The sequence below is a fragment of the Geodermatophilus sp. SYSU D00696 genome (genome assembly GCF_054050235.1).
The window spans coordinates 1-19,331 of sequence record NZ_JBJGYY010000007.1 but is presented as its reverse complement, the minus strand read 5'-3'; the positions used below and the strand labels follow the sequence as shown (position 1 = coordinate 19,331).

Genomic DNA, 19,331 nt, shown 5'->3' with positions numbered 1-19,331 from the left:
CCCGGACCACCCTCCTCGTTCGGCATCCCCGTCGACTGGGGCGACAGTCCACCACGCGGGACCGACGGAACGGGAGACCCGCGAGGACCGCTCCCCGCCCGGGTGGGCGGGGAGCGTCCTGCTCACGGCAGCAGCGGCTGGCCGTCGCGCACGAGGCGCCAGTTGTCGACGGCGAAGTCCGCCGGGTCGATGACGCCGCGCTCCTGCGCCCAGTCGATGAGCAGCTGGCGGATCTCCTGCTGCTCGTCGTAGATGAGCGGCGCGGCCGCGATGCCGGGGAAGTTCCCCCCGCCGGAGCGGCGGTAGTTGTTCACCGCCACGACGAACCGGTCGCCGTCGGCAACCGCGACACCGTCGACCTCGAGCCGGGTGGCCCGCTGCCCGACCGGCTTGGACACGTCGAGGTCGTAGTCGACGCCGGACAGGACGTCGTAGTTGTAGTCCGGCGTGCTCCCGGCACCGGTGATGGTCTCCGGGTCGACGTCACCGGTGGCCGGCACCTGGGCGAAGTACTTCGCCGAGAACTCGAGGTACGCGCGCACCTCGGCGCCGGTCAGCTCCACCGCCTGCAGGGTGTTGTCGTAGACGTAGAGCCCGGCGATGTCCCGGATCGTCACGTCCCCCTGCGGGAAGACCGCGTCGCGGCTGAACGGCGCGGCGATCGACAGCACCGGCAGGTCGGCCTGCGGCGTGCCCTCGAGCGCGACGTCGACGGTCTCGGTCTGCACCTGCTGGATGAAGTCGAGGATCGCCGTGTCCTCGTACCGGCTGGTCGCCGCCGAGAGCTCCTCGGTGGACCGGGCCACCACCTGGTTGACGTAGTCGACCGTCGTCCGGTGCGCCTCGTCGGTCACGGCGAGGACGTCGGGGTCCTCGGCGACGCCCTTGGTGCGCAGCGCCGCCGCGGTGACGCCGGTGACGTCCCACTGCCCGCGGGTCTTGGCCAGCGAGACGTCGACCCGGCTGACGGTGGCACCCCAGCGGTAGGGCTGGGTGAGCACCACGTCGTCGCCGGTCACCTCGTTCTCGACGACCTGCGAGGGCACGTCACGGTGCGAGTGGCCGACCACCATCGCGTCGATCCCGGGCACCGTACGCGCGATGACGTCGCTGGGGTTCTCGGTCGGCGCGGCGTCGGGCCCGTAGGACGACGTCCCGCCGACGCCGGCGTGCGACAGGACCACGACGACGTCGGCCTGCCGGTCGACGATCGGCACCCAGCGCCGCGCCGCCTCGACCATGTCCTGGAACTCGACCCGGCCCTCGACGTTGCCGCGGTCCCAGATCGCCGAGCCCGGCGTGGTCAGGCCCAGGATGCCCACGGTGACCGGCTTGTGCCCGGGCACCTCCATCTTCTGGAGGGTGTAGGGCGGCAGGTACGGCTCACCGGTCACGGCGTCGACCACGTTGGCGCCGAGCACCGGGTGGTCGACGTCGCCGGCGTAGGCCTGGAGCAGGTCCAGGCCGTAGTTGAACTCGTGGTTGCCGACGACCTGGGCGTCGTAGCCGATCGCGTCGTAGGCGGCGGCCATCGGGTGCTCGGCGCCGGTCTCGGTGACCGGCTCCTGCCGCGCGTAGTAGTAGCTCAGCGGCGTGCCCTGCAGGAAGTCGCCGTTGTCGACGACGAGCACGCTCTCCTCGCCCTGCTCGGCGCGCACCCGGTCGACGACCGTGCCGACCCGCGCCAGGCCGGTGGCGTCGCCGGAGCGCTCGGTGTAGGCCGCGTTCTTGAAGTAGTCCCAGTCCTGCACCCGGCCGTGCAGGTCGGTGGTGGCCAGCAGGGTGATGTCGAGCTCGTCGGACGGGCCGGGCGGCGCCGCCGCCGCGGGCGTCGCCGCCCCGGCGGTCACGGCGAGCACGGCCGCGCTCACGGCCCAGTACCTGCGTCGTGGCATGTGGATGTCGTCCCCCTCGCGGTGCCGCCCGGCGGTCGCGGGCGCCGGGGGACGGTAACCCGTGACGGAGGGTTCCGCCACGCACCCGGCGCGTTACTGGTAGCTGATCAGCTGCGGGCGCGGCGAGACCTGCGCGATGGTCTCCTCGGGGGTGAGCATCGGCGCGTCCTCGTCGTAGAAGTTCTTCCAGCCCCACGCCAGCCCCTCGGGACCGACGCCCTGCAGCACCCGCCAGGTGTCCTGCTTGCTGCCCTGGGGCCCCTGCCCGTCGGCGTGCACCATGACGGCCACCTCGTCGCGGGACAGGTCGACCTGCTCGCGGCCGGGGATCATGTCCACCCGGAACTGGTGCAGGACCAGCAGCTTCTGCGGCAGCCGGTTCTCGCGGGTGAGATCGGCCAGCCAGGTGACCACCCGGTTGACCTCCTCGATGGAGACCGAGCCGATCTGGGTCAGGTGCACCTGGTTCGGGGCCAGCCGCCACTCCGGGTCCAGCGCCAGGCCGACGTGGGGCAGCTCCAGCAGCGGCCGGTACAGCTCGGCCTGGGTGACGAAGTCGGTGCGCCCGGGCTGCAGGTCGAGCACCACGTAGAGGCCCGCGGCGCCGGCCGCCTCCACCCACGGCCGCAGCTGCTCCAGCGGCGCCTCGTAGGAGTAGTCGTTGCCCTCGGTCGGGAACTCCGAGGCGACGGTGGCGATGATCTCGAAGGCGGGGACGACGGTCGCGTCCGGCACCAGCGGCTCGTAGGGCGCGGCGTGGTCGCGGGCGCGCTGGACCGCCGCGTCGACGTCCTGCTCCCCCAGCACGCCGAGCGCGCCGGTGCCGGGGTGGCCGTAGAGGGCGACCAGGAAGTGCTCGGGGAACAGCACCTGCCCGCCACCGGGCAGCTGGGTGCCCGTGGCGGCGGTCTCGAGCTTCCAGTCCAGCCCGTCCTCGGCGCCGAAGCCGGCGCCCAGCGCGACGACGGTGTCCGCGCCCGACACCGCCTCGACGACGTCGCCCGAGGCCCGCGGGTCGGTCCGGCCGTCGGTGACCTGCACCTGCGCGCCGGCGGCCCGGGCGGTGGCCACGCCGGCCAGCGCCGCGGGGTCGCCGTCGGCCAGGACGACGGTGCCCTCGAGCGGCTCGGCGCGCTCGACCTCGGGCAGCTCGCCCGACGCCTCGCCCTCGCCCGGGTCGCCGGCGTCCTCGGGCTGCAGCGCGGCGGGCGCGTCGGGGTCGAGGGCGGCCACGGCGGCCACCTCGCCGCCGTCCGGCACGGGATCGGCGCCGGCGAGATCGAGGCCGGTGGCCGCGGCGACGGCGTCGGCGGTCGCCGGGGCGGAGACCACCTCGGCGTCCCCGGGCGCGGTGTCGGCGCCCACCGCGAGGACGGTGCCCGCGCCGAGCCGGTCGATCTCGGCGGCGACCGCGTCGTCGGCGGAGCCCTCGCCCTCGGGGTCGAGCAGCAGCGGCACGCCCAGGCCGACGGCGGCCGAGGCGCCCAGCAGCGTGGCGGCGGCGTCGCCGTCCGGGGCGACCACGACGACGCCGGACTGCTCGAACAGCGCCCGGCTGGTGCTCACCGCCGCGGCGGCGGGCTCGCCGTCGGCGACCACGGTCAGCTTCTCGCCGGGAGCCGCGGTGGCGGCCTGCGCCGGTCCGCCGTCGCCCCCGCCCTCGTCGGCGGCCGACGAGGTGCACCCGGCGACCAGCAGGACAGCGCTCACGGCGAGGGGGGCGGCCCGATGGCGCACGCGGCACCTCCGTCCGCCGGGCACCCGGTCACGGGAGGACGTGACGACGGCGGCGCACCCGGCTCGCCCGACAGTAACGAGGTCCTGGACACCGCCCGCGCGCGCCGGGAGCATCGGCGGCCGACATGGACGGTGCAGCAGCGGGTGTCGGGCCAGCCCGACAGCGGATCGACCGGGTGACGGGATCGGCCGGACGGCGCCGCGTCGCCAGGCTCGTCCCATGACCAGCGAGACCCTGACCAGCGACACCCCGATCGGCGAGACCCTCCCCATGCCCTCCGTGACCGCGCCGCCGCACTCCCGCTCGCGCCTCGTGCGCCAGGCGCTCGTCGACTCCGGCTACGCGCTGCTGTCCCTGCCGCTCGGCGTGCTCGCCTTCGTCGTCGTGGTCACCGGCGTGGCCCTCGGCGTCGGCACGCTGGTGATCTGGGTCGGGGTCGCGGTCCTCGCCGGCACCCTGCTCGCCGCCCGCGGTCTCGCCGGCCTGGAGCGGGCGCAGCTGCCCGCGGTCCTGGGGCGCCCGGTCCCCCGGCCGGCCTACCTGAGGCCCGAGGGCGGGCGGGTGCGCCGGCTGCTCACCCCCCTGCGCGACCCACAGTCCTGGCTGGACGCGCTGCACGCGGTGCTCCGCCTGCCGCTGGGCGTGCTCGCCTTCTCGGTCACCGTCACGTTCTGGGCGCTGGCACTGGGCGGCATCACCTACGGCGCCTGGGACTGGGCGCTGCCGGACCCCTCCGCCGACCCCGACAACCACGACCTGTTCGAGCTGCTCGGCCTCGAGTCCTCCCCCGGCCTGCGCATCCTCGGCTACACCGTGATCGGCCTGCTGGCCGCGGTGGCGCTGCCGTTCGTCGTCCGCGCCGTCGCCCTGCTGCAGGCGCAGCTGGGCCGGGCGCTGCTGACCTCCCGCGCCGCCGCGCAGGCCGAGATCGGCCGGCTGTCGCGCGGCCGCGACGCCGCGGTCGCCGCCGAGGCGGTGGCGCTGCGCCGGCTCGAGCGCGACATCCACGACGGCCCGCAGCAGCACCTGGTGCGGCTGGGCATGGACCTCTCCCGCGCGCAGCGGCAGCTCGACCGCGATCCCGCCGCCGCCCGCACCACGATCGCCGAGGCCGGCGTCCTCGCCCGCGAGGCGCTGGAGGAGCTGCGCGCGCTGTCCCGCGGCATCGCCCCGCCGGTGCTGGCCGACCGCGGCCTGACCGCCGCCCTGGCCGCGCTGGCCGCCCGCTCGCCGGTGCCCGTCGAACTCGCCGTCGACCTGCCCGAGCAGCGGCTGGCGCCGGTCACCGAGAACACCGCCTACTTCGTCGTCAGCGAGGCGCTGGCCAACGTGGCCAAGCACAGCGGGGCGAGGGTGTGCCGGGTCGAGGTGGGCCGGGCCGGGGACCTGCTGCGGGTCGTCGTCGAGGACGACGGCGACGGCGGGGCGCTGCTGGTGCCCGGCCACGGCCTGGCGGGGCTGGCCGACCGGCTGCGCGCGGTGGACGGCGTGCTCACCGTGGACAGCCCGCGCGGCGGCCCGACCCGGACCACCGCCGAGCTGCCGTGGGCGTGAGCCCGGCCGACCGGCCGCTGCGGGTGGTGCTCGGCGAGGACTCGGTCCTGCTCCGCGAGGGGCTGGTCCGGTTGCTCGAGGAGGCCGGCACCACCGTGGTGGCCGCGGTCGGCGACGGCCCGTCGCTGGTGCGCGCGGTCACCGAGCTGCGTCCCGACGTCGCCGTCGTCGACGTGCGGATGCCGCCGACGCACACCGACGAGGGGCTGCGCGCCGCCGTGGAGGTGCGCCGGGCGGTGCCGGGGACGGCGGTGCTGGTCCTCTCGCAGTACGTCGAGGTCGCCTACGCCGACGAGCTGCTCGCCGACGGCCGGGGTGGCGCGGGCTACCTGCTCAAGGACCGGGTGACCGACCTCGACCAGCTGCTGGCCGCGCTCGACGACGTCGTCGCCGGCGGGACGGTGCTCGACCCGCAGGTGGTCGCCCAGCTGTTCGCCCGCCGCCGCGCCGACGACCCGGTGCGCCGGCTGACGCCGCGGGAGCGCGAGGTGCTCGGACTCATCGCCGAGGGGCACTCCAACACCGCGATCGCCCGGCTGCTGGTGGTCACCCCCGGCGCGGTGGAGAAGCACACCCAGCGGATCTTCGCCAAGCTGGGCCTGGCGCCCGACGAGGACCGCAACAGCCGGGTGATGGCGACGCTGGCCTACCTGCGCGGCTGATCCCCGAGCGCCCGCTCGAGGTTGCCCACCATCCGCGCCAGCCCCGCGACGACCTGCGCGTACTCCTCGGCGGTCATCCCGTCGGCCACGCGGCGGCGGAACGCCGCGACCGCACCGGCCAGCCGGCCGTGCGCGGTCCGCCCCTCCGCGGTCAGCGACAGCGTCCCGCCGTCGTCGGCCAGCCACCCCCGCGCGGCCAGGTCGGCGAGCACGGCGTCGAGGGCCCGCGGACCGGCGAAGCCGCCCAGCGCGGTGTGCAGGTCCGTGCGGGACACCGGCCCGTCCGCCGCCGACTGCAGCAGCTGCCAGTGCCGCCGGGTCAGCCCCTCCCCCGCGACGACGCCGTCGAGGCCCTGCTCGAGCAGCTCGTCGAGCCGCCTGGCCCACCACCCCACCCGTCCCTGACCCTGCACGGGGGCATCGTGGCACCGCGGAACGCGGTCGCGGACGGTCGTCCCCGCCCGGTAGACAGCAGGGGTGACCGACCCCGCCGACCTCCGCCCCGCCACCGCCGAGGAGTGGCCGGCCTTCGGCCGCGCCCTGTTCGACACCTTCGGCGAGGACCCCCCGGCCTCGTTCGTCGACACCGTCCCCGTGACCGCCGAGCTCGACCGGTCGCTGGGGCTGTGGGAGGGCGACCGGGTGGTGGCGACCTCGGGCGTCTACAGCCGGGAGCTGACCGTGCCCGGCGGCGTCGTCCCCTGCGCCGGGGTCACCTGGGTGAGCGTCGCCCCGACCCACCGGCGGCGCGGGGTGCTGACGGCGATCATGCGGCGGCAGCTCACCGAGCTGCACGAGCAGGAGCGGGAGCCGGTGGCGGCGCTGTGGGCGTCGGAGTCGGCCATCTACGGCCGCTTCGGCTACGCGCCGGCCACCTGGCGCGGCGGCCTGTCCGGCGACGTCGCGCGGATGCGGCTGCGGCCCGACGTCGACCCGGGCACCGGGCGGGTGGACCGGGTGGACGCCGACGCCTACCGCGCGGCCGTCGTGGGCCTGCACGACCGGCTGCGGCGGACGGTGCCGGGCAACCTGGCCCGCGACGACCGCTGGTGGAGCCGCCTGCTCGAGGACGACCCCGGCCAGCGCCGCGGCGCCACCGAGCGGCGGTACCTCCTGCACACCGAGACCGACGGGACGGTCACCGGCTACGCCGCCTACCGGGTGAAGGGGCGGTGGACCGACGACGGCCAGCCCGACGGCACCGCCGAGGTCGAGGAGCTGCGCGGCGCCTCACCCACGGCGTACGCGGCGCTGTGGCGGTTCGTGCTGTCGCTGGACCTGGTGCGCACCGTGCGCGCGCCGGGCGCCTCGCCGGACGAGCCGCTGCGGCACCTGCTGGCCGAGCCGCGGGCGCTGCGCTCGCAGCCCGTCGACGCGCTGTGGGTCCGGCTGGTCGACGTCGGCCGCGCCCTGGCCGCCCGCCGCTACCCCGCCGTGGTCGAGCTGGTCGTCGAGGTGCGTGACTCCTCCTGCCCGTGGAACGACGGGCGCTGGTGGCTGCGGGGCCACCCCGCCGGGGCGTGGTGCGCCCGTACCGAGGCCGACCCCGACCTGGTGGTCGACGTCGAGGCGCTGGGCGCGGCCTACCTCGGCGGCGTCTCGCTGGCGACGCTGCAGGCGGCCGGCCGGGTCACCGAGGTCAGCCCTGGGGCGGTGACCCAGGCGAGCACCGCGTTCCGCTGGCCGGTCACCCCCTGGTGCCCGGACGAGTTCTAGGCGTCAGACGGCGTCGCCCCGCGTGGGCAGGCCGCCGGCGGGGCGGTGCCGGTTCTGCTCGTAGTCGTGGATCAGCCCGATCCGGCGGACGTGCCGCTCGTCGTCGCTGAACGGCGTCCGCAGGAACTCCAGCACCAGCTCGGTGGCCTCCTCGACGGAGTGCTGGCGGGCGCCGATGGAGACGACGTTGGCGTCGTTGTGCTGGCGGGCGAGCTGGGCCGTCGCGGTGTTCCACACCAGCGCGGCGCGCACGCCGGGCACCTTGTTCGCCGCCATCTGCTCGCCATTGCCCGACCCGCCGATGACGACGCCGAGGCTGCCCGGCTCGACGACGACGCGCTCGCCCACCTCGAAGCAGAACGGCGGGTAGTCGTCCTGCGGGTCGTAGTCGAAGGCGCCGCAGTCGACCGGCTCGTGCCCGGCGTCGGCGAGCGCCTGCTTGAGGTGCTCCTTGAACTCCAGCCCGGCATGGTCGGTGCCCACGAAGACGCGCATGGCGCGAGTCTGTCAGGGTCGGCCCGTGGCGGTGCTCGGGGTCGACGGCTGGCGCGGGCGCTGGGTCGGCGCCCTGCTCGAGGGCCGGTCGGTGCGGCTGCTCGACCTGCCCGACGCCGCCGCGGTGCTCGCGGTGCCCGGCGTCGAGGTGGTCGCCGTCGACATGCCGATCGGGCTGTCCGACGACGGCCCGCGCGCCTGCGACGTCGCCGCCCGCGCCCGCCTCGGGCGGGCCGGCAGCTCGGTGTTCCCGGCCCCCGTGCGGGCGGTCCTCGGCGCGCGGGACTACGCCCACGCGCGGGAGCTGTCGGTCGCGGCCACCGGCGGGCGCTCGCTGTCGGCGCAGGCCTTCCGGCTGACCGCGTCCATCCGCGCCCTCGACGACGCCCTCGGCGACCCGCCGGTGGACCACGTCGTCGAGGCGCACCCCGAGCTGGCGTTCCGGGCGCTCGACCCCGCCGTCGCCGACCCGAAGGTCACCGCCCGCGGGGTGGCCCAGCGGCTGGCGGCGCTGCGGACGGTCGTCGACGTCGACGCCGCCCTGGCCGCCGCTCCCCCGCGGGTGCCGGCCGTCGACGCGCTCGACGCGTGCGCGGTGGCGTGGTCGGCGCGGCGGGTGGCCGACGGCACCGCGGAGTGCGTCGGCGACGGCTCCCGCGACGCTCGCGGCCGGCCGATGCGGATCTGCTGGTGAGCTTCCGGGAGGTGGCCGCCGGGGTCTTCGTCCGCCGGCACGCGTCACTCGACCTCAACTGCGGCCTGGTCGTGGGCGACGGCGCCTGCCTCGTCGTCGACACCCGCTCCTCCCTGGCCGAGGCCGCCGACCTCGCCGCCGCGGTGCGCCGGGTGACGCCGCACCCGTGGACGGTGGTCAACACCCACGCTCACCACGACCACTGCTTCGGCAACGCGGCGTTCCGGCCCGCGACGGTGTGGGGGTCGCGCGGGTGCGCCGCCGACCTGCTGGCCACCGGGGAGGGGCAGCGCGCGGCCCGGGTGGCCGAGCTGCTGGCCGACGGCGACGTCGCGGCCGCCGAGCAGGTGCGGCAGGCGCCGCTGGACCCGCCGGACGCGCTCGTCGACGACGTGGCCGTCCTCGACGTCGGCGGGGTCGAGGTGGTGCTGCGGTTCCTCGGCCGGGGGCACACCGGGCACGACCTGGTGGTGGAGGTCGAGGACGGGACGGTCTTCGCGGGGGACCTGGTCGAGGAGGGCGCCCCGCCGGCGTTCGAGGACTCCTTCCCCGCGGAGTGGCCCGCGACCCTGGGCCGGCTGCACGCGCTCGCCCGCGGCGCGGTGGTCCCGGGGCACGGGGCGGTCGTGGACGCGGCGTTCGTCGGCGCCCAGCGGGAGGAGCTGCTGGCGGTGCTCGCGGCCGTCCGGTCCGGCCGGCTCGACCGGGGCCCCTACGACGAGCCGACCATGCGCCTCGCCGCCTCCCGTCTCAGGTCAGGCGGCTGAGCACGGGCAGCGGCAGCACCCGCAGCAGGGCCGACACCGGCCGCCAGGGCCACTCGGGGACGTAGGCGCGCACCGGCTCCCGCTCGATGGCCGCGACCAGCGCGTCGACGCCGGTGTCGAGGTCGACGGTGAACGGGCCGCGGCGGCCGACGTTGATGTCGGTCTCGATGTAGCCGGGCAGCACCGTGGTCACGCGGATGCCGGTGCCCAGCAGGTCCGCGCGGATGCCCTCGGCGAGCCCGTTGAGTGCGGCCTTGCTGGCCCCGTAGGCGGTGCGGCTGCCGGTCATGCCGCGGACGGAGGCCACCGAGCTGATCACCACCAGGTGGCCGTGCCCCTGCGCGCGGAACAGCTCGACGGCGGCCTCGCACTGCGCGTGGGTGCCCAGGACGTTGGTGGCCAGGACCGCCCGGTTCACCGCGGACGCGCCGGTCCCGATCGAGCGCCCGTTGCCGATGCCGGCGTTGGCGACGAACCGGTCGATGCCGCCCAGCTCGGCGGCGAGCTCGGGGACCCCGCGGGCGACGGCGTCGGCGTCGTCGACGTCCATGGCGGCGGTGACCACCCGGATGCCCGGGTGCGCGGCGAGCAGCTCGTCCCGCAGCTGCTCGAGCAGGGGCACGCGCCGGGCGACGAGGGCGAGGTCGCGCCCGCGGGCGGCGAAGCGGCGGGCCATGCCCATGCCGAGGCCGGAGCTGGCGCCGGTGACCAGGATGCGCTGGCGGACGGGACGCGACATGCGGTCAGCATGCCAAGCGTGCACTTCCGCGGATGTGCACGGTGCACATCCCCGGAAGTGGACGGACGGGTCAGCGGCGGGTGAGCTCCAGGGCGTCGGCGGGCACCGAGCTCATGTCCGGGTCGGAGGTCCGGGTGCGCTTGAGCTCCCAGAAGTCGGGGAGGTTGGCCAGCAGGACGGCGCCGTCGAAGGCGCGGCCGGCGTCCTCGCCGGTGGGGACCTTGCTGATGACCGGGCCGAAGAACGCGACGCCGTCGATGTGCATCACCGGGGTGCCGACGTCCTCGCCGACCGGGTCCATGCCGGCGTGGTGGCTCTTCTCCAGCGCCTCGTCGTGGTCGGTGGAGGTCGCCGCCTCGGCCAGCTCGACCGGGAGCCCCACCTTCTCGAGCGCCGGGACGACCAGCTCGTCGAGCTCCTTGCCCTCGTGGTGCCGCAGCGTGCCCATGGCGGTGTAGAGGTCGCCGAGGACCTCCTCGCCGTGCTTCTCGGCGGCGGCGATCGCGACCCGCACCGGGCCGATCGCGGCCTTCATCATCTCCTGGTACTGCTCGGGCAGGTCGCGGCCGCGGTTGAGCACCGCCAGCGACATGACGTGCCAGTGCAGGTCGATGTCGCGCACCTTCGCCGCCTCGAGGACCCAGCGGCTGGTCAGCCACGCCCACGGGCACAGCGGGTCGAACCAGAAGTCCACCCGCGCCCTGGTAGGGGCGCTCTGCACTGCCTCGGTCATCGCTTCTCTCCCGCTCTCGTCGTCGTCCCGCCGCAGGCCGCGGTGGTCCGCTGTCCGCTGCCAAGTGCCCCGGCCGGGCGGTTGTTCCCCGTGCCCGCCGGGCGTGTCGGCGGTCCGTGGGAAGCTGCCGCGTGTGGCCGTACCCAACCTGACCCGCGACGACGCCGCCGCGCGCGCCCGCCTGCTCGCCGTCGACAGCTACGACCTGCAGTTCGACCTCACCGACGGTGAGGGGCGACCGGGCACCGGGACCTTCCGCTCGACGACGACGGTGACCTTCACCTGCCGCGAGCCCGGCGCCGCCTCGTTCATCGACCTGGTCGCCGAGACCGTCCGCTCGGCCACGCTCAACGGGGCGGAGCTCGACGTCTCCACCTACACCGAGGAGGGCGGCCTGCCGCTGCCCGACCTCGCCGCCGAGAACACCCTCGTCGTCGACGCCGACTGCCGGTACTCCAACTCCGGGGAGGGCCTGCACCGCTTCGAGGACCCCGAGGACGGCCAGGTCTACCTCTACACGCACTTCGAGCCGGCCGAGGCCAAGCGCGTGTTCGCCTGCTTCGACCAGCCCGACCTCAAGGGCAGCTACACCGTCCACGTCGTCGCGCCGTTCGACTGGCAGGTCGTCTCCAACACCGGCGGCCGCACCATCGAGGCCGGCCCGGCCGGCTCGCAGCTGGTCCACTTCACGCCCACGAAGCGGCTGTCGACCTACCTGGTCGCGCTGATCGCCGGGCCCTACGCGCGGGTCACCGACGCCTACGAGGACATCCCGCTGGGGCTGTACTGCCGCGCCTCGCTGGCCGAGCACCTCGACCCCGAGGCGCTGTTCCGGGTCACCAAGCAGGGCTTCGAGTTCTTCCAGCGCGTCTTCGACTACCCGTACCCCTTCGACAAGTACGACCAGCTCTTCGTCCCGGAGTTCAACGCCGGCGCCATGGAGAACGCCGGCGCGGTGACGATCCTGGAGGACTACGTCTTCCGGTCCCGGGCCACGCGGGCCACCTACGAGCGCCGGGCGGAGACGGTGCTGCACGAGCTCGCGCACATGTGGTTCGGCGACCTCGTGACCATGCGCTGGTGGGACGACCTGTGGCTCAACGAGTCCTTCGCCACCTACATCTCCACGCTGTGCCAGGCCGAGGCCACCGAGTACACGACCGCGTGGACGACGTTCGCCAACGTCGAGAAGGCCTGGGCCTACGCGCAGGACCAGCTGCCCTCCACCCACCCGATCGCCGCGGACATGGTCGACGTCGCCGCCGTCGAGGTGAACTTCGACGGGATCACCTACGCCAAGGGCGCCTCGGTGCTCAAGCAGCTGGTGGCCTACGTCGGCCGGGAGGAGTTCCTCGCCGGCATCCGCCAGTACTTCCGCACCCACGAGTACGGCAACACCACCCTCGCCGACCTGCTCGACCCGCTGTCGGAGGCCACCGGCCGGGACCTGTCCGAGTGGTCGCGGCAGTGGCTGGAGACCAGCCAGGTCAACACCCTGCGCCCGGTGATCGAGGTCGGTGACGACGGTCGATACGCGTCGTTCGCCATCGAGCAGACCGCCGTCCCCGAGCACCCGGTGCTGCGCCGGCACCGGCTGGCCGTGGGCCTCTACGACCGCGGGCCCGACGGGCTGACCCGCACCGCCCGGGTGGAGCTCGACGTCGACGGCGAGCGGACCGAGGTGCCCGACCTGGTCGGCCGCCCCGCCGCCGACCTCGTGCTGGTCAACGACGACGACCTGACCTACGCCAAGCTCCGGCTCGACGAGCGCTCGCTGGCCACGCTGCGCGAGGCGATCGGCACGATGTCCGACCCGCTGCCGCGGGCGCTGTGCTGGTCGGCGGCGTGGGACATGACCCGCGACGCCGAGCTGCCCGCCCGCGAGTGGGTGCAGCTGGTGCTGGCCGGCATCGACGCCGAGACCGAGATCAGCGTGGTGCAGTCGCTGCTGGGGCGGGTGCAGTCGGCCCTGACCTCCTACGCCGACCCGGCGTGGGCCCCGACCGGCTGGACGGCGCTGGCCGACAAGGCGCTGGAGGCGCTCGAGGCGGCCGAGCCGGGCAGCGACGTGCAACTGCAGTGGTCGCGCACGCTGGCCGCGGCCGCGCGGACCGAGCAGCACGCGGCGGTGCTGCGCGGGCTGCTCGACGGGTCGCGCACCGTGCCGGGGCTGGCCGTCGACGCCGACGCCCGCTGGGCCCTGCTCAACGGCCTGGTCGCGATCGGCGCGGCCGGTGACGCCGAGATCGACGCCGAGGCCGAGCGGGACGCCACCGCCACCGGCGCCCGGCGGGCCGCGACCGCCCGGGCGCTGCGGCCGGCCGCGGAGGCGAAGGAGGAGGCCTGGAAGAAGGCCTTCCACGACCCCGACGTCCCCAACGCCGTGCACGAGGCGCTGGTGGCCGGCTTCTGGCACCCCGCGCAGCGCGAGCTGACCGCCGGGTACGTCGAGCGCTACTTCACCGAGTGCGGCCCGATGTGGGACCGCCGCCCGGGCGAGATCGCGAAGAACGCCGTCCAGTACCTGTTCCCGCCGGTGGTGGAGGAGCGCACGCTGCAGGCCGCCGACGCGTGGCTCGGGCACGAAGGCGCGCCCGCCCCGCTGCGCCGGCTGGTGACCGAGGGCCGCGACGGCATCGCGCGCGCGCTGCGGGCGCGGCAGCGGGACGCCGCCGCGGGCTGAGCCGCACGGCCGGCGAGGGCCCGGGAGGACGTCGTCCTCCCGGGCCCTCCCCGTGTCGGGCACCCGCCGGGAGAGCCAATGTCGCGATATGGGCCCCTCGACGGCCTGGGCGGAGCCGATGTCGCGACCAAGGCCCCCGGAACACGACGGAGCCCGGCCGGACGAGGTGTCCGGCCGGGCTCCGCTGCGGTCAGTGGACGCGCGCGCTGCGCGGGTGGCCCGCCTGGTCGGAGAGCTGGCGCAGGCCGTTGACGATCCCGCCGACGAGGTCACCGGAGGCGAACGAGTTCGTCATCGACAGGACGGCCAGGGCGCAGGCCCGGTCGGGCAGCCGGCGGGCGGCCGACGAGCCGGTGACGACCTCGATCACCCGCTGGCCCGGCGAGACGGCCAGCAGCACGGACTCCGTCGGCTGGCCGCCGCGGGCGTGCAGCTCCTCGGCGCGGATGCGGGTCTTCGGGCCGAGGTCGCCGATGTAGAGGGTGAAGCGCAGCCCGGTCTCCCGGGAGGCCATGGTCAGCGCCTCGTCGAGCCGGGCGAGCTCGCGGTAGCTGAAGACCGTGTCGTAGCCCTCGTCGGCCCGGTTGGGCGCGGTGTCGACCGTGCCCGTGTCGTGGGGCTCGGCCTGCAGGACGCGGGTCATCGCCGGTCTCCGGATTCGGTGCGGTGGGTGGGGGTCATCGGGTCACCAGGTCCCGCGGGCGCCGCCGAGCGGGCCGCCCGCGGACGGGACCGGCGCGGAGTCCGAGGCGATCACGTGCGACCCGACCGTCGCCCCGTGGTTCGGCCCGTGCGCCGTCGCCCCGTGCGCCGTGGCGCCGTGGGCGGTCGCCCCGTCGGCCGGGCCGTGTCCGTCGCCGGAGCCGATCGCGGCGGGCTCGCCGTAGAGCGAGGAGCCGACCGCCTGGGTGTCGCCGTGGCCGGCGGCGTGCGTGGGCGCGTTCTTCGGCTGCGGCTCGTACCAGACCGGCTCGTGGTCCCAGGGCTGTCCCGGCTTGTACCGGACCCCGGCGCGCCGCCGGCCCCCGGGCAGGTAGGTCAGCGCCCACAGCAGGAGGTACACCGCGAGCGGCGCGGCGACGAAGACGAGCAGGGTCTCGACGACGGTCACGCCCGGAATCTACCGCCGGGCGTGGTCGCCTGTGCGTCGGCGTCCCAGCACGGCGGGTGCCGGTGCGCCCACGGCCGGGCCTGCTCCAGCTGGGCCGCGAGGGCGATCAGCGTGACCTCGTCGGCGGGGCGCCCCACGAGCATCGTGCCCACCGGCAGCCCGTCGCCGGTCCAGTGCAGCGGGACGCTGAGGGCCGGCTGCCCGGTGACGTTGTAGAGCGCGGTGAAGGCGGCGTACCGCTTGTTCCGCTCGAAGTCCGCGGCGCCGTCGCCGTCGGCGTCGAACCAGCCCAGCGGACGCGGCGTCGTGGTCGTCACCGGGGCCAGCAGGACGTCGAAGGCGTCGGTGGCCGCGACGTAACGCCGCGAGAACAGCCGCAGCGCGGTGAGCGCCTCCATCGCCGCCTGCGCCGACAGCGCTAGCCCGCGGGCGCGCAGCTCCCGGGTGAGCGGCCGCAGCTCCCCCACCCGGTCGGCCGGCACCGGCAGCAGCGTGGCCGACAGCGACCACACCCGCTCGAACGCGCCGAGCACGTCGGGGCCGAGCAGGCCGCCCGGGACCTCGACCACCTCGTGCCCCAGCGACTCGAGCAGCCCGGCGGCGTCGTCGAGGGCCGCGGCGACCTCGGGGGCGAGGACCGCCTCGGGCATCGGGGACTCCACCGTGCGGCCGATCCGCAACCGGCTCACCGGCTGGTCCGCGGCGCCGAGGAAGGTCTCCCCCGGCGGCAGCGGCGGGGCCCAGGTCGCGTCCCCGGTGACCGGGCCGGCCATCGCGTCGAGCAGGGCCGCGGCGTCGCGGACGGTGCGGGCGATCGGGCCGTTGGTGCCCAGGCCCGTGACGTCGCTGCCGAACGGGGCGTTGCTCACCCGTCCGCGGGCCGGCTTGATGCCCACCAGGCCGTTGACGGCCGCCGGGATGCGGATCGAGCCGCCGCCGTCGCTGCCCTGGGCGAACGGCAGCATGCCCGCCGCCACGGCGACCGCGGCGCCGCCGCTGGAGCCGCCGGCCAGCAGGGTGGGGTCCCACGGGCAGCGGGCGGGACCGGCGAGGTCGTTGTCGGTGTAGGCCGGATACCCGAACTCCGGGGTGTTCGTCTTGCCCAAGCTGATCGTCCCGGCGGCGGCGAGCCGGGTGACGACGGCGTCGTCGACGGTGGGGACGAAGTCGGCGAAGACGGTGCTGCCGAAGGTGGTGCGCACGCCGGCGGTGTTGTTGAGGTCCTTGACCGCCGTCGGGACGCCGAGCAGCGGGGGCAGGTCACCGCCGCGGACCGCCGCCCGGTCGGCCGCCGCGGCGGCGGCCACCGCCCGCTCGGGGGTGACGGTGACGAACGCGCCGAGGCCGGCGTCGAGCGCCTCGATCCGGGACAGGGCGTGCCGCACCAGCTCGGTGGGGCTCACCTCCCCCGCCCGGACGGCGGCCGCCTGCTCCAGGGCGGTGAGGTCGTGCAGCTGCGTCACGGAGGCGACGCTAGCCTCCGCCGGTGGGGCTCGGCCGGGCGTTCTGGACCTTCTGGTCGGCGTCGGTCCTGGTCAACCTCGGTGACGGCATCCGCCTCGCGGCCTTCCCGCTGCTGGCCGCGTCCCTGTCGACCGACCCGCTGGTCGTCAGCGCGGTCGCCGCCGCGGGCACGCTGCCGTGGCTGCTGACCGGGCTGGCTGCCGGATCGCTCGCCGACCGGCACGGGGCCCGGGCGCTGGTGCCGCTCGCGGACGGCCTGCGGGTCGTGGTGCTGGCGGTCCTGGTGGCGCTGCTCGTGGCCGACCGGGCGTCGGTCGTCACGGTGGCCGTCGCGGCCCTCCTCCTGGGGGTGGGTGAGACGGTCCGGGACGTCGCGGCCGAGACCGTGCTCCCGCGGCTGGTGCCCGCCGACTCCCTCGAACGCGCCAACGGCCGGATGGCGGCGGGCCAGGTGGCCGGCAACGAGTTCGTCGGGCCACTGGTCGGCGGTGTCCTGTTCGCGGCCGGCGCCGCACTCCCCTTCGTGGTCAACGGTGCGACGACGGCCGTTGCGGTCCTGCTGGTGCTCTCGCTGCCGCCTGCGGCGCTCTCCGCGCTCCGGCCCGCCCCGCATGCACCGGTCGACGTCGGCCGGCGGACCGTGGCGGGCGTCGTCTGGCTGTCCCGGGACCGGCGGCTGCGCACGCTCGTTCTCACCGTGGCCACGGTCGCGCTGGCCGACAGCGCCTGGTTCAGCGTCTTCGTCCTCTACACCGGGGAGCGCCTCGGGCTGACCGCCGTCGGCTTCGGCGCCCTGCTGGCGCTCGGCGCCGGCGGTGGCCTCACCGGAGCGCTGCTCGCCCACCGGCTCATCGCCGGACGGCGGCACCGCGGCGTCGTGGCGTGGTCCGCCGCCGTCGCGGCGACCAGCCCGGTCCTGCTGTTCGCGCTGCCGCGGACCTGGGTCGCCGGCGTGGTCGTCGTCGTGTCCAGCGGCGCCTTCGCGGTGCTCAACGTGGCGACGGCGTCCCTCCGTCACCGGCTGGTCCCCGACGCCCTCCGTGGCCGGGTCACGGCGGCCTGGCGCACGACGGTCTACGGTGCCGGCGCCGCCGGCGCGCTCGGCGGCGGCGCGCTGGCGACACTGGCCGGGCTCGAGGCACCGTTCGTGCTCAGCGCCGTCCTGGGCACCGGAGCCGCCCTTGCGTGGTGGTCGGTGTCGGCACCGCGGCCGCGTGCCGCCTGAGAGGAGACCCGTGGACCTCACCCGCGCCGCCGCCGAGGCGCTCGACGACGCCGACCCGCTCGCCGGCTACCGGAGCCGGTTCGCCGGCACCGACGACGACGGCCCCGACCGGCTGGTCTACCTCGACGGCAACTCGCTGGGCCGGATGCCGCGGGAGACACCGGCGGCGCTGGCGCGGGTGGCCGAGCAGGAGTGGGGCCGCGGGCTGGTGGGCTCCTGGGCGTCCTGGATCGACGTGGCCACGCGGGTCGGCGACGTCATCGGCACCGGCGTCCTCGGCGCGCGGCCCGGCGAGGTGCTGCTGGCCGACTCCACCACGGTCGACCTCTACAAGCTGCTGGTGGCCGCCGCCGACGCCCGCCCGGACCGTGACGTGCTGGTCTGCTGCGCCGACGACTTCCCCACCGACCGCTACGTCGTGGCCGGGGTGGCCGCCGCCCGCGGGATGACCGTCCGGGAGGTGCCCGCCGACATCGACCAGGGCCTCGACCCGGCGGTGCTCGCGGACGCGCTCGACGAGCGGGTCGCCGTCGTCGTGCTGTCGGCCGTGGCCTACCGCTCGGGGGCGCTCGCCGACGTCGCGGCGGTGACGGCGGCCGCCCGGGAGGCCGGCGCGCTGGTGCTGTGGGACCTCTCGCACGCCGCGGGCTCGGTGGCGGTGGACCTCGAGGCGAACGGCGTGGACCTCGCCGTCGGCTGCACCTACAAGTACCTCAACGGCGGGCCGGGGGCGCCGGCCTTCCTCTACGTGCGGCGGGAGCTGCAGGACCGGCTGCGGCAGCCGATCTGGGGCTGGTTCGGCCAGCGCGACCAGTTCGCGATGGGCCCGGTCTACGACCCGGTTCCCGGCATCGGCCGCTTCGGCGTCGGGACGCCGCCGGTGCTGGCCGCCGCGGCGGTCGAGGTGGGCGCCCGGCTGGTGGCCGAGGCGGGCATCGGCCGGCTCGCGGCCAAGGGGCGGGCGCTGACCGGCCTGCTGGTGGAGCTGGCCGACGCCTGCCTCGCCCCGCACGGCGTGGCGCTGGCCAGCCCGCGGGATCCCGACCGCCGCGGGTCGCACGTGACCCTGGCGCACCCGGCGGCGTGGCAGCTGACGCAGGCCCTGGTCGACCGCGGCGTCGTCCCGGACTACCGCACCCCCGACCGCGTGCGGCTGGGCCCGGCTCCGCTCTACACGCGGTTCGTCGACGTGTGGGACGCCGTCGACCGCTTCCGCGTCCTGCTCGAGGACGGCGCCTGGCGCGGCTACCCCCAGGAGCGCGCCCGCGTCACCTGACGCGGGCACTTCCGCGGACGTGCCCGCTCAAGCCTGCGCGACGACCACCAGGTTCTCGGTGGAGGCCTTCCCGGCGCGCTGGAAGCAGGTGATGAGCACCAGCCGCCCGGGCACGGCCGCCCAGAGGTCGGCGGTGCCGGCGAGCGCGTCCTTGGCGTAGCGGCCGGTCCGCTCGACGGTGTAGTCGACGGTCCCGCCCGGGGTGCTGACCTCGACCACGTCGCCCGGCCGCAGCCCCTCGTCGGCCGCCTCGGCGTCCACCAGCGGGTCGAACCCGTACTCGCCGGTGCCGGTCGCGTGGGCGGCGATGTAGAGCGTGTTGTCGGCCTGCTCGGCCGCGCCCACCGGGTCGCCGTAGGAGTCGATCCAGTACGCCGCGGTCAGGCCGGGCGGGTTGATCGCCCCGTCCTGCGGTGTCAGCGGCAGCACGGGCAGGTCCAGGCCCAGCGCCGGGACGGTCACGTGCACGTCCGAGGACGGCGTCGGCAGCGTCTCGCCCTCGGGCGGCAGCGTGGGCTGCGCCGGCTCGGCGACCGGCGCGGTGGCCGCGGCCACCGGGTCGGCGGACCCGGTGGCCGC

18 protein-coding genes are annotated in these 19,331 nt (G+C 76.0%); 8 read left to right on the top strand and 10 right to left on the bottom strand.

What is annotated here, in order from left to right:
* Positions 1–122 precede the first annotated feature (122 nt).
* Together ACI79O_RS06385 and ACI79O_RS06380 are read right to left on the bottom strand one after the other, a co-directional pair.
* Positions 123–1,895 carry a bifunctional metallophosphatase/5'-nucleotidase gene (locus tag ACI79O_RS06385; protein WP_456913601.1) on the bottom strand — a complete coding sequence of 591 codons (1,773 nt, stop codon included), beginning with the start codon at positions 1,893–1,895 and terminating at the stop codon, positions 123–125.
* Positions 1,896–1,988: 93 nt separating this feature from the next.
* Positions 1,989–3,605, bottom strand: coding sequence for a hypothetical protein (locus tag ACI79O_RS06380; protein ID WP_456913600.1), 1,617 nt, complete (start codon positions 3,603–3,605; stop codon positions 1,989–1,991).
* Positions 3,606–3,852: 247 nt separating this feature from the next.
* Here ACI79O_RS06380 and ACI79O_RS06375 point away from each other — a divergent pair, with 247 nt between their 5' ends.
* Both ACI79O_RS06375 and ACI79O_RS06370 read left to right on the top strand, forming a co-directional pair.
* Positions 3,853–5,187 carry a sensor histidine kinase gene (locus ACI79O_RS06375; protein ID WP_456913599.1) on the top strand — a complete coding sequence of 445 codons (1,335 nt, stop codon included), beginning with the start codon at positions 3,853–3,855 and terminating at the stop codon, positions 5,185–5,187.
* The gene (locus ACI79O_RS06370; RefSeq protein ID WP_456889178.1) at positions 5,184–5,849 is read left to right on the top strand and encodes a response regulator; all 666 of its coding nucleotides are present in this window, start codon (positions 5,184–5,186) and stop codon (positions 5,847–5,849) included. Before ACI79O_RS06375 ends, ACI79O_RS06370 begins: the two co-directional genes overlap by 4 nt.
* Here the strand turns inward: ACI79O_RS06370 and ACI79O_RS06365 are convergent.
* Positions 5,834–6,262, bottom strand: a complete 429-nt coding sequence (locus tag ACI79O_RS06365) for a hypothetical protein (RefSeq protein WP_456889179.1) — start codon at positions 6,260–6,262, stop codon at positions 5,834–5,836. The two genes, ACI79O_RS06370 and ACI79O_RS06365, sit on opposite strands and share 16 nt — an antisense overlap.
* Positions 6,263–6,326: 64 nt before the next feature.
* Here ACI79O_RS06365 and ACI79O_RS06360 point away from each other — a divergent pair, with 64 nt between their 5' ends.
* On the top strand, positions 6,327–7,565 hold the full coding sequence (locus ACI79O_RS06360) for a GNAT family N-acetyltransferase (RefSeq protein ID WP_456913598.1): 1,239 nt from the start codon (positions 6,327–6,329) through the stop codon (positions 7,563–7,565).
* Between the two features lie 3 nt (positions 7,566–7,568).
* On the opposite strand, the gene ACI79O_RS06355 is transcribed toward ACI79O_RS06360, so the two are convergent.
* Entirely contained in the window at positions 7,569–8,060 is a 492-nt protein-coding gene (locus ACI79O_RS06355) for a ribose-5-phosphate isomerase (protein ID WP_456913597.1), read from the bottom strand.
* A 25-nt stretch (positions 8,061–8,085) separates the two neighbouring features.
* Between ACI79O_RS06355 and ACI79O_RS06350 the strand changes: the two genes are divergently transcribed.
* Together ACI79O_RS06350 and ACI79O_RS06345 are read left to right on the top strand one after the other, a co-directional pair.
* A complete protein-coding gene (locus ACI79O_RS06350) occupies positions 8,086–8,754 on the top strand; it encodes a DUF429 domain-containing protein (RefSeq protein WP_456913596.1) in 669 nt (222 codons plus the stop codon).
* Entirely contained in the window at positions 8,751–9,521 is a 771-nt protein-coding gene (locus ACI79O_RS06345; protein WP_456913595.1) for an MBL fold metallo-hydrolase, read from the top strand. The genes ACI79O_RS06350 and ACI79O_RS06345 overlap by 4 nt, the downstream gene beginning before the upstream one ends.
* Here ACI79O_RS06345 and ACI79O_RS06340 read toward each other — a convergent pair.
* Positions 9,505–10,260 carry an SDR family oxidoreductase gene (locus tag ACI79O_RS06340; protein WP_456889188.1) on the bottom strand — a complete coding sequence of 252 codons (756 nt, stop codon included), beginning with the start codon at positions 10,258–10,260 and terminating at the stop codon, positions 9,505–9,507. The genes ACI79O_RS06345 and ACI79O_RS06340 overlap by 17 nt on opposite strands.
* Before the next feature lie 70 nt (positions 10,261–10,330).
* On the bottom strand, positions 10,331–10,993 hold the full coding sequence (locus ACI79O_RS06335) for a mycothiol-dependent nitroreductase Rv2466c family protein (protein ID WP_456889191.1): 663 nt from the start codon (positions 10,991–10,993) through the stop codon (positions 10,331–10,333).
* A 133-nt stretch (positions 10,994–11,126) separates the two neighbouring features.
* Here ACI79O_RS06335 and pepN point away from each other — a divergent pair, with 133 nt between their 5' ends.
* Positions 11,127–13,676 (top strand): aminopeptidase N, encoded by a 2,550-nt coding sequence (pepN, locus tag ACI79O_RS06330; protein ID WP_456889192.1) that lies wholly within the window; start codon positions 11,127–11,129, stop codon positions 13,674–13,676.
* Positions 13,677–13,866: 190 nt separating this feature from the next.
* On the opposite strand, the gene ACI79O_RS06325 is transcribed toward pepN, so the two are convergent.
* The 3 genes from ACI79O_RS06325 to ACI79O_RS06315 are packed head-to-tail and all read right to left on the bottom strand — an operon-like array spanning position 13,867 to position 16,250.
* Positions 13,867–14,319: a DUF5130 family protein gene (locus ACI79O_RS06325; RefSeq protein WP_456889194.1), complete on the bottom strand. Its 453-nt coding sequence runs from the start codon at positions 14,317–14,319 to the stop codon at positions 13,867–13,869.
* A 42-nt stretch (positions 14,320–14,361) separates the two neighbouring features.
* The gene (gene ctaJ, locus ACI79O_RS06320; RefSeq protein ID WP_456889196.1) at positions 14,362–14,787 is read right to left on the bottom strand and encodes an aa3-type cytochrome oxidase subunit CtaJ; all 426 of its coding nucleotides are present in this window, start codon (positions 14,785–14,787) and stop codon (positions 14,362–14,364) included.
* Entirely contained in the window at positions 14,784–16,250 is a 1,467-nt protein-coding gene (locus tag ACI79O_RS06315) for an amidase (protein WP_456889198.1), read from the bottom strand. The genes ctaJ and ACI79O_RS06315 overlap by 4 nt, the downstream gene beginning before the upstream one ends.
* Before the next feature lie 23 nt (positions 16,251–16,273).
* Between ACI79O_RS06315 and ACI79O_RS06310 the strand changes: the two genes are divergently transcribed.
* Together ACI79O_RS06310 and kynU are read left to right on the top strand one after the other, a co-directional pair.
* A complete protein-coding gene (locus tag ACI79O_RS06310) occupies positions 16,274–17,476 on the top strand; it encodes an MFS transporter (RefSeq protein ID WP_456889201.1) in 1,203 nt (400 codons plus the stop codon).
* 10 nt (positions 17,477–17,486) lie between these two features.
* A complete protein-coding gene (gene kynU, locus ACI79O_RS06305; RefSeq protein WP_456913594.1) occupies positions 17,487–18,752 on the top strand; it encodes a kynureninase in 1,266 nt (421 codons plus the stop codon).
* A 27-nt stretch (positions 18,753–18,779) separates the two neighbouring features.
* On the opposite strand, the gene ACI79O_RS06300 is transcribed toward kynU, so the two are convergent.
* The coding region (locus ACI79O_RS06300; RefSeq protein WP_456913593.1) for a class F sortase at positions 18,780–19,331 on the bottom strand (552 nt) is incomplete at its 5' end.